Origin of the sequence: Amycolatopsis sp. NPDC006131 (assembly GCF_040614175.1) — a bacterium.
Classification (GTDB): domain Bacteria; phylum Actinomycetota; class Actinomycetes; order Mycobacteriales; family Pseudonocardiaceae; genus Amycolatopsis_E; species Amycolatopsis_E tucumanensis.
On sequence record NZ_JBEXTX010000028.1, the window covers coordinates 24429 to 37743 of the forward strand.

12 protein-coding genes are annotated in these 13315 nt (G+C 71.4%); 7 read left to right on the top strand and 5 right to left on the bottom strand.

Annotated elements, in window-relative coordinates; all coding sequences use genetic code 11:
* Nucleotides 1–11: 11 nt before the first annotated feature.
* Genes ABZ215_RS17040 through kstD form a run of 4 tightly spaced genes read right to left on the bottom strand, consistent with a single transcriptional unit; the run spans nucleotide 12 to nucleotide 4084 of the window.
* Nucleotides 12–1034 (bottom strand): ferredoxin--NADP reductase, encoded by a 1023-nt coding sequence (locus tag ABZ215_RS17040; RefSeq protein ID WP_354950228.1) that lies wholly within the window; start codon nucleotides 1032–1034, stop codon nucleotides 12–14.
* Nucleotides 1024–1290, bottom strand: a complete 267-nt coding sequence (locus tag ABZ215_RS17045; RefSeq protein ID WP_020418782.1) for a hypothetical protein — start codon at nucleotides 1288–1290, stop codon at nucleotides 1024–1026. Before ABZ215_RS17045 ends, ABZ215_RS17040 begins: the two co-directional genes overlap by 11 nt.
* The gene (locus ABZ215_RS17050) at nucleotides 1287–2420 is read right to left on the bottom strand and encodes a Rieske 2Fe-2S domain-containing protein (protein ID WP_354950257.1); all 1134 of its coding nucleotides are present in this window, start codon (nucleotides 2418–2420) and stop codon (nucleotides 1287–1289) included. Before ABZ215_RS17050 ends, ABZ215_RS17045 begins: the two co-directional genes overlap by 4 nt.
* Entirely contained in the window at nucleotides 2420–4084 is a 1665-nt protein-coding gene (gene kstD / locus ABZ215_RS17055) for a 3-oxosteroid 1-dehydrogenase (protein ID WP_354950229.1), read from the bottom strand. Before kstD ends, ABZ215_RS17050 begins: the two co-directional genes overlap by 1 nt.
* A 99-nt stretch (nucleotides 4085–4183) precedes the next feature.
* Between kstD and ABZ215_RS17060 the strand changes: the two genes are divergently transcribed.
* The 5 genes from ABZ215_RS17060 to hsaB all read left to right on the top strand — a co-directional run bounded on the left by ABZ215_RS17060 (nucleotide 4184) and on the right by hsaB (nucleotide 9293).
* Nucleotides 4184–5767: an FAD-binding protein gene (locus ABZ215_RS17060; protein WP_354950230.1), complete on the top strand. Its 1584-nt coding sequence runs from the start codon at nucleotides 4184–4186 to the stop codon at nucleotides 5765–5767.
* Nucleotides 5768–5836: 69 nt separating this feature from the next.
* Nucleotides 5837–7015, top strand: a complete 1179-nt coding sequence (gene hsaA / locus ABZ215_RS17065) for a 3-hydroxy-9,10-secoandrosta-1,3,5(10)-triene-9,17-dione monooxygenase oxygenase subunit (protein WP_237338118.1) — start codon at nucleotides 5837–5839, stop codon at nucleotides 7013–7015.
* 1 nt (nucleotide 7016) lies between these two features.
* Nucleotides 7017–7862: a 4,5:9,10-diseco-3-hydroxy-5,9,17-trioxoandrosta-1(10),2-diene-4-oate hydrolase gene (hsaD, locus tag ABZ215_RS17070; RefSeq protein WP_237338119.1), complete on the top strand. Its 846-nt coding sequence runs from the start codon at nucleotides 7017–7019 to the stop codon at nucleotides 7860–7862.
* Between the two features lies 1 nt (nucleotide 7863).
* Nucleotides 7864–8766: an iron-dependent extradiol dioxygenase HsaC gene (gene hsaC, locus ABZ215_RS17075; RefSeq protein WP_354950231.1), complete on the top strand. Its 903-nt coding sequence runs from the start codon at nucleotides 7864–7866 to the stop codon at nucleotides 8764–8766.
* The gene (gene hsaB, locus ABZ215_RS17080) at nucleotides 8763–9293 is read left to right on the top strand and encodes a 3-hydroxy-9,10-secoandrosta-1,3,5(10)-triene-9,17-dione monooxygenase reductase subunit (protein WP_020418775.1); all 531 of its coding nucleotides are present in this window, start codon (nucleotides 8763–8765) and stop codon (nucleotides 9291–9293) included. Before hsaC ends, hsaB begins: the two co-directional genes overlap by 4 nt.
* Here hsaB and ABZ215_RS17085 read toward each other — a convergent pair.
* The gene (locus ABZ215_RS17085) at nucleotides 9262–10635 is read right to left on the bottom strand and encodes an MFS transporter (RefSeq protein WP_354950232.1); all 1374 of its coding nucleotides are present in this window, start codon (nucleotides 10633–10635) and stop codon (nucleotides 9262–9264) included. The two genes, hsaB and ABZ215_RS17085, sit on opposite strands and share 32 nt — an antisense overlap.
* Nucleotides 10636–10769: 134 nt before the next feature.
* On the opposite strand from ABZ215_RS17085, the gene ABZ215_RS17090 reads away from it, so the two are divergent.
* Complete coding sequence (locus ABZ215_RS17090; protein WP_354950233.1) at nucleotides 10770–11969, top strand: M20 family metallopeptidase; 1200 nt, start codon at nucleotides 10770–10772, stop codon at nucleotides 11967–11969.
* A complete protein-coding gene (locus ABZ215_RS17095; RefSeq protein WP_354950234.1) occupies nucleotides 11966–13186 on the top strand; it encodes an amidohydrolase family protein in 1221 nt (406 codons plus the stop codon). Before ABZ215_RS17090 ends, ABZ215_RS17095 begins: the two co-directional genes overlap by 4 nt.
* The last annotated feature ends 129 nt before the right edge of the window (nucleotides 13187–13315 follow it).

Consider the following 13315-nt stretch of genomic DNA (forward strand, 5'->3'; position numbering starts at 1 on the left):
CGCGGCAACTCCTACTCGTAGGTGACCGACACCTCGTCGGTCAACGGTACCGACTGGCACGCCAGCACGATGCCGTCGGCGATGTCCTCGGAATCCAGGACCTCGTTGTTCAGCATCTTCACCTCGCCGGCGACGATCCGGCACGCGCACGCGCTGCACTGGCCCTCGCGGCACGAGTACGGCGCGTCCAGCCCGCGGGCCAGCAGGAAGTCCAGCAGCTTCTCCTGCCGCGGCCAGGTGAACGAGTGCTGCGACCCGTCCAGATCCACCGACAAGGCCGTCGTCCCGGCCTCCTGAGAAGGCACTGCGGCTGCCTCGTCTTCGGCGTCCTCGAACGGGTTCCCGCCCAGCGACACGAACCGCTCCAGGTGGATCCGCTTGCGCGGCGCCCCGAGGTCCTTCAACGCCTGCTTCCCGGCCGCCATGAACGCCTCGGGCCCGCACAGGAACGCCTCGAACTCCGCGTACGGCCGGACCAGCTCACGCAGCTGCGTCACCGACGGCAAACCCTGCACGCTTTCCAGCCAGTGCACCAGCACCAGCCGCTCCGGGTGCTCCCGCGCCAGCGCGGCCAGCTCGGACGCGAAGATCACCGAAGACTCGTCGCGGTTGGCGTAGACCAGCACGATCCGCCCGCCGCCGGAGGCCAGCGCGGACTTCAGGATCGACATCACCGGCGTGATGCCGCTGCCCCCGGCCATCAACAGCAGGTCGGCGTCCAGCGATTCGGGCGTGAACACCCCCGCCGGGGCCAGGACGTCCACAGTGGAACCAGCAGAGACGTTGTCACACAACCAGTTCGACCCGTACCCGCCTTCGGTGCGCTTCACCGTCACCTTGAGCCGCGAGCCCTCGTGCGGTGCGCTGGACAACGAGTAGCACCGCGCCGCCTCACCAGCGCGCAACGTCAGGAACTGCCCCGGCCGGTACGCGAACGTCGAAGTGTGCTCGGCGGGCACGTCGAACACGATCGACGACGCCTCGGCCGTTTCCGCGATCACCTCGGCGACGGTCAGGGTGTAGCTATCCGGCATCGAGAACCCCGAACTCCCCGTCCCGCACCGCCGCGTCGATGCTGTCCACCAGCTTCGGGCAGGTGTCCAGCAGCGCGGTGTTGCGCCCCTCGGCCACCTCCTGCGCGAACACCGGGCAGCTGCCCGCGTCGGTCGTCCACTGGATGCTGGTGTGCTTCACGCTGTTCTTCTTCACCAGCACCCGCGTGCCGCACGACGCGCACGCGTGCGGCCGCAGGCCGCCGGCCAGGAACTCGGTGCGCTCGGCGGTGGTCATCCCGCGACCCCCGCCTCCTGCTGCCGGGCCAGGTTCTCGGCCACCTCCCGCGCCCACACCTCGTTGGCCTTGGTGGTGTCCACCTCGAACTCGAAGCGCCGCGTCATGTCCTCGGTGACGTCCTCGACGTCCACGTAGAACTGCTCGTACCAGCGGCGCAGCTGGTAGACCGGGCCGTCCTCCTCGCACAGCAGCGGGTTGTCGATGCGGGTCTTGTTCTTCCAGATCTCCACGTCCTGCAGGAAACCCACGCCGATGCTCTTGGCGAACTTGCCGGCGATCTTGTCCGCCTGCTCGTCCGACACGCCCGGCAGCTTCTTCACGCTGACCCCCCACTGCAGCACGAACGAGGTCGGCGTCACCGGGTAGTGGCAGTTGATCAGCACGTTCTCGATCTCGAAGCCCTTGTACGTGTTCAGCAGCGTGTTGATCATGTACGACGGCCCGAAGTACGAGGCCTCCGAGCGCAGCAGGTTGTCCTCGCCGCCGTTGTTGGACGCCATCCCGACGTCCGGCCGGCCCTTGGTGTTGAGGTACTGCGTGGCGATGTGGCCCTCGAACACGTTCTTGAAGTAGGTCGGGAACGCGTAGTGGATGTAGAAGAAGTGGGCCATGTCGACCATGTTGTCGATGATCTCGCGGCAGTTGGACCCCTCGATCAGCACCGAGTCCCAGGTCCAGTTGCTCCACTCGCCGCTGAAGATGCCGTCGATGCGGGGAATCACGACGTCCGGCGGCGGCGGGTTGCCCTGCGGGTCGTGCCACACGAACAGCTGCTTGTTCTCCTCCAGCGTGATCCACGACCGCGTGCGGGCACGCAGCGGAACCCGTTTGGCGTACGGGATCGACACGCACTTGCCGTTGCCGCCCCAGCGCCAGTCGTGGAACGGGCAGGCCACCTCGTTGCCCTTGACGCTGCCCTGGCTCAGGTCCCCGCCCATGTGGCGGCAGTAGGCGTCGAGGACGTTGAGCTTGCCGTCCTCGCCCGCGAACACCACGAGCTTGGTGCCGAACGCGTTGACGGCGTGCGGTTTCCCGTCGCGGAACGTCTCGGCCAGCCCCAGGCAGTGCCAGCCGCGCGCGAACCGCGCCGGCGGCGCACCCGCGTCGATCGTGCGGACTTCAGTCATCATCGACCTCCAGTGCGATTCTGGGTGGCCAGGTGGCGTGAGGCAAGGAACCCGAAGACCATCGCCGGCCCGATCGTGGCGCCCGGCCCGGCGTAGGTGTGTCCCATGACCGCGGCGCTGGTGTTCCCGGCCGCGTACAACCCGGGGATCACCGACCCGTCCTCGCGCAGCACGCGGGCGTGGGTGTCGGTGCGCAGCCCGCCTTTCGTGCCCAGGTCACCGGGCACGATCTTGACCGCGTAGAACGGGGCCTTGTCGAGCGGGCCGAGGCTGGGGTTCGGCTTGTGGCGGGGGTCGCCGTAGTAGTGGTCGTAGGCGCTGCGCCCGCGCTGGAAGTCCTCGTCGACGCCGCGCCGGGCGAAGCCGTTGAACCGCTCGACGGTGGCTTCCAGCGCCGCGGTCGGCACCTCGATGCGGGCGGCCAGTTCCCCCAGCGTGGCCGCCTTGGCCACGATCCCGGCCTTGAACCAGCGGCCGGGCAGCTTCTGCCGCGGCCCGACCCCGGTGAACATGTACCGGTCGCGGTAGCGCTGGTCGAACACCAGCCAGGTGGGGATGTTCTCACCGGGCCCGTCGCCCGGCCCGTACATCGCGTGCACGGCTTCGACGTAGGGCGCGGACTCGTTGACGAACCGCTCGCCGCGCGCGTTGACCAGGATGCAGCCCGGCCGGGACCGTTCGGCGAGCGCGAACCACGGCCCGCCGGTCAGCGGGATCGTCGGGCCCCACCAGGCGTCGTCCATCAGGGCCACCGACGCGCCGAGCTTGAGCCCGGCCAGGATCGCGTCGCCGGTGTTGGCCTTCGCGCCCACGGTCCACTCGGTGCCGATGGGACTGCGCTGGTACTTCGCGCGCATCTCCTCGTTGTGCTCGAACCCGCCCGCGGCGAGCACGACCCCCAGGCGCGCCCGCACGGTCTCCTCCCGCCCGTCCCGCCGGACCACCACTCCGGTGACCCGCTCGTCCTCGGTCACCAGGTCGGTCAGCGGGGTGTCCAGCCACACCGGCACGCCCGCGCGGAGCAGCCCGGCCCGCAGCCCGGCGGCCAGGGCCTGGCCCATCGACAGCAGCCGCTTGCCGCGCGCCAGCCCGGCGAGCCAGCGCCCGCCGATGCGCAGGACCCGCAGCGCGCCCTTGGGGTGGCGGGCGAGCAGGCTCAGCCAGCGGTAGTCCGCCTGGGTGATCGGCACACCGAGCGGCGCGCCGCTGTACGGCGGTTCCAGGTTGTGGAGTTCGTCGCCGAGCAGCTTGCCGTCGAACGGCTTCGGCTCGACCGACCGGCCGCCGGCCCGCCCGCCGGGGGCTTCGGGGTGGTAGTCGGAGTAGCCGGGCACCCACTGCAGCCGCAGCGGCGTGACCCGGTGCACGAACGACACCACCTCGGGGCCGTGGTCGAGGAAGGCCTGACGCAGCTCGGCCGGCACGACGTCGCCGACAATGGCGTCGAGGTAGGCCCGCGCCGCCTCCGGCGTGTCCTCGACACCGGCCGCGCGCAACGCCTCGTTGCCCGGGATCCACACCCCGCCACCCGATCGGGCCGTGGACCCGCCGAACTTGGCGGCCTTCTCGATCACCACGACGGAGAGGCCGGCGTCGGCGGCCGCGAGGGCGGCGGTCATGCCGGCGGCGCCGCTGCCCACCACCACGACGTCGAACTCGGTCATGCCACCTCCACTGGAACGTGTTCCACTTCGCTGCGCGCCTGTTCGCCGCCTCGTCCGTCACGATAGACGAGAACGTGTTTCAGTTCTAGGGTAGCGGGTGTGAACCAGACGGCGGATGTGATCGTGATCGGGTTCGGGGCGGCGGGCGCCTGCGCGGCGATCGAGGCCGCCGACGCGGGCGCGGACGTGCTCGTGCTGGACCGCTTCGGCGGTGGCGGGGCGACCGCGCTGAGCGGCGGCATCGTCTACGCGGGCGGGGGCACCGCCCAGCAGCGGGAGGCCGGGGTCGACGACTCGGCCGACGCGATGTACGACTACCTGCGGCTCGAGGTCGGCGAGGCGGTGTCGGAGGAGACGCTGCGGCGCTTCTGCGACTCCAGCCCGGCGATGATCGAGTGGCTGGAGCGCAACGGCGTGCCGTTCGAGGGCAGCCTGTGCCCGTACAAGACGTCCTACCCCAACGACGACTACTACCTGTACTACTCGGGCAGCGAGTCCGCGGGCGGGTTCCGCGAGCTGGCCAAACCGGCCGCGCGCGGGCACCGCACGAAGGGGCCGGGCACGTCGGGCAAGCTGCTGTTCGCCCGGCTCGCGCAGGCGGCGCGTCAGCGTGGCGTGCGGGTCCTGCCCGGCACCCTGGCCGAGTCGCTGATCGTCGAGAACGGCGTCGTGACCGGCGTCCGGGTCCGCACGATGCGCGACGCGCCCGCCCGGGTCCGCGCCGCGCACGCACGCATGGCGCGATACGCCGCGAAGCCCGGGATCTACGTGCCGAGCGTGCGCAAGGCGCTGCAGCACCGGATCGAGCGGTTGGAGCGCCGGTACGCGCGCGAGGTGGAACTCACCGCCCGGCGCGGGGTCGTGATCGCGGCGGGCGGGTTCATCTTCAACCGCGCGCTGGTGCGCGAGCACGCCCCGGCCTACCGCGGCGGGCTGGCGCTGGGCACGATCGCCGACGACGGGTCCGGCATCGGGCTCGGCACCGCGGTGGGCGCGGCGACCGGCGAGATGCACCGGATCTCGGCGTGGCGGTTCGTCACGCCGCCCAGCGCGATGCTCAAGGGTGTCCTGGTCGACCAGGCCGGGCGGCGGATCATCGACGAGTCCCGCTACGGCGCCGCGGTCGGCGAGGTGATGATCGGCAAGCACGACGGCAAGGGCTGGCTGCTCGCCGACGCCGAGACGATCGCCGAGGCGCGCCGCACCGCGCGGCGGGAGAGCCAGTGGTTCCAGTGGCTGCAGGCCCGCTACCTGCTGCAACGCGGCCGGGTGTCCGCGGCGACCCTGGAGGAGGTGGCGCGCAAGGCCGGGGTCGACCCGGCCGGGCTGGCCGCCACCGTCGAGGCCTACAACGCAGCCGCGGATTCAGGCGCCGCGGACCCGGCGGGCAAGCCGGCCGAGTACGTGCGGCCGGTGCGGACGGCGCCGTTCTCGCTGATCGACGTCTCCATCAAGCCCAGCCTGGGTTTCCCGTGCCCGATGCTCACGCTCGGCGGGCTCGTGGTGGACGAGTCGACCGGCCAGGTGCGGGGCGCCGACGGCGCCGGCATCGCCGGGCTGTACGCGGCGGGCCGGTCCGCGGTGGGAATCTGTTCCAGGTCCTATGTGAGCGGGCTCTCGCTCGCCGACTGCGTGTTTTCCGGCCGCAGAGCGGGAATTTCCGCAGCTCGACGGCCCGACTGATGACAAAAACGAGAACGTGTTCTAGTCTTGCTGGTGACCGAGAAAAGACATGACGGACGGGGCGTGCAGATGACCGATCAGGATGGTCGCGGGGTGCTGGCCGGGGTCCGGGAACTGCTTCCCGTCCTGCGGGAGCGGGCCCAGGAGACCGAGGACGCGCGGCGCATTCCGGACGAGTCGATCAAATCGCTGCAGGAGACCGGGTTCTTCAAGCTGCTGCAGCCGAAGACCTTCGGTGGCTACGAGGCCGACCCGGTGACCTTCTACACCGCGGTGAAGCTGCTGGCGAGCGCGTGCGGGTCCACCGGCTGGGTCGCCTCGATCCTCGGGGTGCACCCGTGGCATCTCGGGCTGTTCGAGCCGCAGGCGCAGCAGGACGTGTGGGGCGAGGACGTCGACGTGCGCATCTCGTCGTCCTACGCGCCGATGGGTAAGGCCACCGTCGTCGACGGCGGGTACCGGCTGACCGGCCGGTGGAGCTTCTCCTCCGGCTGCGACCACGCGACCTGGGTGTTCCTCGGCGCGCCCGCCTTCGACGCCGAGGGCAAGCCGGTCGACTTCTGCACCTACCTGCTGCCGATCAGCGACTACCGGATCGAGGACGTCTGGGACACCGTCGGCCTGAGCGGCACCGGCAGTAACGACATCATCGTCGAGGACGCGTTCGTCCCGGCGCACCGCGCGCTGAGCTTCCAGGCCACCTCGAAGTGCCGCACCCCGGGGCAGCAGATCAACCCGGGGCCGTTGTTCAAGCTGCCGTACGGATCCGTGCACCCGTCGACGATCACCGCGCCGATCATCGGCATGGCGCAGGGCGCGTACGAGGCGCACGTGGAGCACCAGCGCAACCGGGTGCGCGCCGCCTACATGGGCGAGCAGTCCAAAGAGGACCCCTTCGCGAAGGTGCGGGTCGCCGAGGCGGCCAGCGAGATCGACGCCGCGTGGCTGCAGCTGACCCGCAACATCGACGAGCTGTACCAGCTGGCGTGCCGCGGCGAGAAGCTGCCGTTCGCCACGCGGCTGCGGGTGCGGCGCGACCAGGTGCGCGGCACGGAACGCGCGATCGCCGCCGTCGACCGGCTCTTCGAGAACTCCGGCGGCCGGGCGCTCAAGCGGGGCACGCCGATCCAGCGGTTCTGGCGCGACGCGCACGCCGGCCGCGTGCACGCGGCGAACGACCCGGAACGCGCCTACATCATGTACGGCAACGGCGAATTCGGCGTGCCCGTTGAGAATGCGATGGTGTGACGTGACCGAGGGCAAGTACGCCGAGGTCGGCGGGGGCCTGCGGCTGCACTACCACGAAGCCGGCGCCGAGCACGCGGAAACCGTGGTGATGCTGCACGGCGGCGGGCCGGGCGCCTCGGCGTGGAGCAACTTCTCCCGCAACATCGAGGTGTTCGCCAAGTCCTACCGGGTCCTCGCGGTCGACCAGCCCGGGTTCGGCAAGTCGGACAAACCGACCGAGCACCCGCAGTACTTCACCCACAGCTCGACGGCGGTCGTCGGCCTGCTCGACGCGCTGGGGGTCGGCAAGGCGCACCTGGTCGGCAACTCGCTCGGCGGCGGCACCGCGGTCCGGCTCGCGCTGGACCACCCGGACCGCGCCGGGCGGCTCGTGCTGATGGGGCCGGGCGGGCTGAGCACCAACCTGTTCGCGCCGGACCCCACCGAGGGGGTCAAGGCGCTCGGCCGGTTCGCCGCGCCGCCGGGGCCCAGCAAGGAGAAGCTCGCGGCGTTCCTGCGGCTCATGGTGTTCGACCCGGCGCTGATCACCGACGAGCTGGTCGAGGAACGCTACGCCAACGCGAGCACGCCCGAGTCGCTCGCGGCGATGCGCGCGATGGGCGCGTCCTTCGCCGGCGCGGACTACGAGCAGGGCATGCTCTGGCGCGACGCATACAAGCTGCGGCAACGCGTGTTGCTGATCTGGGGCCGCGAGGACCGCGTCAACCCGCTCGACGGCGCGCTGCTCGCGCTCAAGACGATCCCGCGCGCGCAGCTGCACGTGTTCGGCCGGTGTGGACACTGGGCCCAGGTCGAGAAGTTCGACGAGTTCAACCGCCTGGCCCTCGACTTCCTGCGAGGTGAATGAGATGGGCATCCGCTCACTGGCGTACCTGCGCATCGAGGCGACCGACATGGCCGCCTGGCGCGAGTACGGGCTCAAGGTGCTCGGCATGGTCGAGGGCAAGGGCTCCCACCCGGACGCGCTCTACCTGCGGATGGACGACTTCCCGGCACGGCTGGTGATCGTGCCGGGGGAGAGCGATCGGCTCGCGGTGGCCGGCTGGGAGGCCGCCACCGCCGCCGAGCTGGACGAGGTGCGGGCGCGGCTGGACGCCAACGGCGTGCCCTACAAGGAAGGCAGCGCCGAGGTGCTGGCCGAGCGGCGCGTCACCGAGCTGATCAGCTTCGACGACCCGTCCGGCAACACCCTGGAGGTGTTCCACGGCGTCGCGCTGGAGCACCGGCGCGTGGTGAGCCCGTACGGGCACCGGTTCGTCACCGGCGAGCAGGGCCTCGGGCACGTGGTGCTGTCCACCCACGACGACGACGCGGCGCTGCGGTTCTACCGCGACGTGCTCGGCTTCCGGCTGCGCGACTCGATGCGCCTGCCGCCGCAGATGGTCGGCCGCCCGGCCGACGGGCCGCCGGCGTGGCTGCGGTTCTTCGGCTGCAACCCGCGCCACCACAGCCTGGCGTTCCTGCCGATGCCGACGCCGAGCGGGATCGTGCACCTGATGGTCGAGGTGGAGAACACCGACGACGTCGGGCTGGCGCTGGACCGCGCGAAGCGGCGCAACGTGCCGATGTCGGCCACACTGGGGCGGCACGTGAACGACCTGATGCTGTCGTTCTACATGAAGACGCCGGGCGGGTTCGACGTCGAGTTCGGGTGCGAGGGCCGCCAGGTCGACGACGAGTCGTGGATCGCGCGCGAGAGCACGGCGGTGAGCCTGTGGGGCCACGACTTCAGCGTCGGGATGCGGAAGTGATCTCGTCCGCGATCGAGCCGGCGCGCTTCCGCCAGGTGCTCGGGCACTTCGCCACCGGGGTCACCGTGGTGACCACGATGGACGACGGCGAGCCAGCCGGGTTCGCGTGCCAGTCGTTCGCGGCGCTGTCGCTGGACCCGCCGCTGGTGCTGTTCTGCCCCGCCCGCAAATCGCGGACGTGGCCGGCGATCGAGCGCAGCGGGCGGTTCGCGGTCAACGTCCTGGCGGAGGGGCAGCACCGGGTCAGCGCGGTGTTCGGGGCGCGCGGCGCGGACAAGTTCGCGGCCGTCGAGTGGGAGCCCGCGCCGTCCGGCTGCCCGGTGCTGGAGGACGCGCTGACCTGGGTGGACTGCGCGGTGGAGACCGTGTTCGAGGCGGGCGACCACTTCGTCGTGGTCGGGCGCGTGACGGCGCTGGGGGAGGCGTCGAACGGGCGGCCGCTGCTGTTCTACCGCGGCCAGTACACCGGCGCGGCGCCGGTCAAGGCGGACGTGCTCAGCTGGGCCGGCCCGGACGACTGGCTGTGACCGCCTCGCCGGCGATCTCGTCGACCGACCGGCCGGTGGTGCGCGGGCCGAACACCGCGGTGATCAGGATGAGCAGCACCATCGCCAGCGCGACGACCACGAACACCGCGGTCGCGCCCTTGGCTTCCAGTAGCGGCAGCAGCAGGTACGGCATCGCGGCGGTCGCCAGGCGGGACAGCGAATAGGCCGAGCCGGCGGCGGACGCGCGCAGGCTCGTCGGGAAGATCTCCGCCTGGTAGGCGTGGTAGGCGTTGGAGAACACGTTGCTGACCGCGGTGTAGCAGAAGCCGAGGATCGCGATGGCCGCACCGCCGGTGGAATAGCCGAAGGCGAGCCCGAAGACCGCCATGCCCGCCGCGGCGGCGACGATGAGCCACTTGCGCTGGAAGCGGTCCATCAGCGGGATCGACAGCGCGGAGCCGATCGGGTAGCCCAGGAACGACAGCGCGCTGAACGTCAGCGAGTGGGCGACGTCGAACCCCTTGGCGGTCAGGATGATCGGCACCAGCGAGCCGAAGCCGTAGTAGCCGAAGACCTGCAGGACCTGGAACGCGGACAGCATCGCGGTCCGCGTGCGCCACGGCTTGCGGAACAGCGCGCGGAACCGTTGCGGCTGGGCTTCTTCGTGGCTCGCCGGTCGCACGTCGAGCGTGGTGCGCGCGGATTTTTCCAGGCGCTGCACGACTTCCTCGGCCTCGGCGTGCCGTCCCTGCGCGATCAGCCACCGGGGCGATTCGGGCAGACCGGTGCGAAGCACCCACACGATCGCCGCGCCGAGCGCGCCGATCACGAAGAGCCAGCGCCAGCCGTCGACGCCGAACGGCGCCTCGCCGACCAAGCCGCGCGCGAGGAACCCGGCGGCGGGCACGCCGCAGAAGCCGATGGTGTAGGCCCAGGCGGTGGCCTTGCCACGGGCGTGCGCCGGCAGCAGGTCGGCCAGGTAGGCGTCGGCGAGGGGCAGTTCCGCGCCGATGCCGATGCCCGCGATGAACCGGCAGACCACCAGCATCCACACGTCCGTGGAGAACGCGCCGAGCAGCGTGAACAGCGAGTAGACGCTGAGGGTGAGCAGGAAGGCCCGGCGCCTGCCGATGCGGTCGGCGAGCCTGCCGAGCGTCACGGCGCCGACGAAGGCGCCGAGGAAGGCCGACGCCAGCAGCGGCTTGGTTTCCGCGCCGGACACGCCGAACTCCTTGGACAGCACGGTGCTCACGGTGCTGGCGAGGAAGAGGTCGTAGAGGTCGAAGAAGGTCGCCACCCCGACGACGGCGATGAGCAGGCGGTGGAAGCGCGTGACGGGCAACCGGTCGAGCCGGGCGGTCATCGACGACGGGGCGGTCATGGTCGGAAAGTTATCCCCCGTGTGCCGATGTTGACAACGGTTGCCGGATTCGTCCCCTGTGTCAGGATGCGGGCCAGGATGCGGCCGTGTTCGCGTGGCTGGGGCAGACCCCGCGTTCCGGTTACGCTTCCGGAATGGATCTCAGGCAAGACGCGCACGCGATGTCCGACGACCTCGTGGCACTGCGGCGCGCGCTCCACCAGGTGCCCGAACTCGGCCTCGACCTGCCCCGCACCCAGGAGACGGTTCTCCAGGCCCTCGACGGGCTGCCCCTGGAGATCAGCACCGGCACCGGGCTCTCGTCGGTCACCGCGGTGCTGCGCGGACAGGGCGGCGACGGCGATGTCGTGCTCCTGCGCGGCGACATGGACGCGCTGCCGGTCACCGAGAACACCGGCGCCGCCTTCAGTTCGCGGCACGAGGGGCGCATGCACGCGTGCGGGCACGACCTGCACACCGCCGGTCTCGTCGGCGCCGCGCGGCTGCTGTCCGCGCACCGCGACCGCCTGGCCGGGGACGTGGTGTTCATGTTCCAGCCCGGCGAGGAGGGCCACGACGGCGCCGGGCACATGATCGCCGAGGGCGTCCTGGAGGCCGCGGGCCGCCCGGTCGCCGAGGCCTACGGGCTGCACGTGGTGTCGGCGATGATCCCGCGCGGCCGGTTCGTGTCCCGCCCCGGCCCGATCATGGCCGCCGCCGACGGGTTGTTCGTCCGCGTCCTCGGCGCAGGCGGGCACGGGTCCCGGCCGCACGTGGCGCTCGACCCGGTGCCCGCCGCGTGCGAGATGGTGACGGCGCTGCAGACGATGGTCACCCGCCGGTTCAGCGTGTTCGACCCGGTCGTGGTCACCGTCGGCACCTTCCACGCGGGCACCCAGCGCAACATCATCCCGCCGGAAGCCCGCTTCGAGGCCACCATCCGCAGCTTCTCGAAGGAGGCGCGGGAGCGGGTCGCGGAGCTGGCCGTCCCGCTGTGCCGGGACATCGCGGCCGCCCACGGCCTGGAAGCCGAGGTCACCTACTCGCCCGAGTACCCGGTCACCGTCAACGACCCGGCAGGCCACGAGTTCGTCGCCGAGACCGTGCGCGAGGTGTTCGGTGAGGAGCGGTTCACGGAGGCGCCGGATCCGGTCACCGGTTCGGAGGACTTCTCCCGCGTGCTCGACCGGGTCCCCGGCGCGTTCGTGTTCCTCGGGGCGACCTTCGCCGACGACCCCGACTCCGCGCCGTACAACCATTCCCCGGAGGCATCGTTCGACGACAGCGTGGTCGCCGACGGCGCGGCGCTGCTCGCGTCGCTGGCCGCGCGGCGGTTGAGCGGAGCGCGCGCATGACCCGGATCCTGTTCGCAGGCGGCCGCGTCTTCGACGGCACCGGCAGCGACCCGTTCGACGCGGACGTGGTGGTCGAGGACGGCCGCATCGCCGCGATCGGCACCGGCCTGGACGGCGACGAGGTCGTCGACTGCGCGGGCACCACGCTGCTGCCCGGGCTGTTCGACTGCCACGTGCACGTCACGGTGTCCGACATCAGCCTGATCAAGCTGTTCCAGAAACCGTTTTCCTACCAGTTCTACGAGGCGGCGCGGAACCTGCGCAGCACGCTCGAACTGGGCATCACCACCGTGCGCGACGCGGGCGGCGCCGACCTCGGCATCAAGAAGGCACAGGCGGACGGGCTGATCAGCGGCCCGCGGCTGGAGATCTCGATCGGCATCATCAGCCAGACCGGCGGGCACGGCGACGACTGGATGCCCTCGGGGCACTGCGTTCCGCTGACGCTGCCGCACCCGGGCCGCCCGCACACGGTCGTCGACGGGCCGGACGAGATGCGCAAGGCGGCGCGGGAGCTGCTGCGCGCGGGCGCCGACGTGCTCAAGGTGTGCACGACCGGCGGGGTGCTCTCGCCCGGCGACGACCCGCGGCACACTCAGTTCACCCCGGCCGAGCTGGACGTCCTGGTCGCCGAGGCCGCCATGCAGGGCAAGGCGGTGATGGCGCACGCGCAGGGCACCGAGGGCATCAAGAACGCGGTGCGGGCCGGGATCCGGTCCATCGAGCACGGCATCTACCTCGACGACGAGGCCATCGAACTGATGCTCGCGCACGGCACGTGGCTGGTGCCGACGCTGATCGCGCCGATCGCGGTCATCCGCGCGGCCAGGGCTGGCGCGGCGCTGACCGACGAGATGATCCGCAAGGCCGAGGACGTGGCGGAGGTGCACGCGTCGTCGATGCGCCGCGCGGTCGAAGCCGGGGTGAAGATCGCGATGGGCACCGACAGCGGCGTCGGCCCGCACGGCACGAACCTCGAAGAGCTGCCGTTGATGCAGGCGGCAGGCATGAGCCCCGGCGAGGTGCTCGCCGCGTCCACGTCGTCGGCCGCGGAGCTGCTCGGGTTCGGCGACTCGCTGGGCAGGCTGGCGCCGGGTTTCCGCGCGGACCTGGTGGTCGTGTCCGGCGACGCCTACGACCTGGCCGCGTTGCCGGGGCGGATCCGCGAGGTGTGGCAGGACGGCGTGCGCGTGGTCGCGCCCGGCTCGCAGAAGTGAGAAGACCCCCGGGCCGCGCCGAAACTGGGGGAGGAAGGCGCGGCCCGGGGGCCTCGCTCCAGCGCCCGAGGGGGAGGTAAGCGCCGGAGCACCGGCCGGTGTGAAACTGGGGAGGATGACACCGGCCGT

Coding starts and splice junctions, on each gene's coding strand:
- ABZ215_RS17090 (WP_354950233.1), top strand. CDS start 10,770: ATGGATCTCAGGCAAGACGCGCACGCGATGTCCGACGACCTCGTGGCA.
- hsaA (WP_237338118.1), top strand. CDS start 5,837: ATGACCGATCAGGATGGTCGCGGGGTGCTGGCCGGGGTCCGGGAACTG.
- ABZ215_RS17085 (WP_354950232.1), bottom strand. CDS start 10,635: ATGACCGCCCCGTCGTCGATGACCGCCCGGCTCGACCGGTTGCCCGTC.
- ABZ215_RS17095 (WP_354950234.1), top strand. CDS start 11,966: ATGACCCGGATCCTGTTCGCAGGCGGCCGCGTCTTCGACGGCACCGGC.
- ABZ215_RS17050 (WP_354950257.1), bottom strand. CDS start 2,420: ATGACTGAAGTCCGCACGATCGACGCGGGTGCGCCGCCGGCGCGGTTC.
- ABZ215_RS17040 (WP_354950228.1), bottom strand. CDS start 1,034: ATGCCGGATAGCTACACCCTGACCGTCGCCGAGGTGATCGCGGAAACG.
- hsaC (WP_354950231.1), top strand. CDS start 7,864: ATGGGCATCCGCTCACTGGCGTACCTGCGCATCGAGGCGACCGACATG.
- ABZ215_RS17045 (WP_020418782.1), bottom strand. CDS start 1,290: ATGACCACCGCCGAGCGCACCGAGTTCCTGGCCGGCGGCCTGCGGCCG.
- kstD (WP_354950229.1), bottom strand. CDS start 4,084: ATGACCGAGTTCGACGTCGTGGTGGTGGGCAGCGGCGCCGCCGGCATG.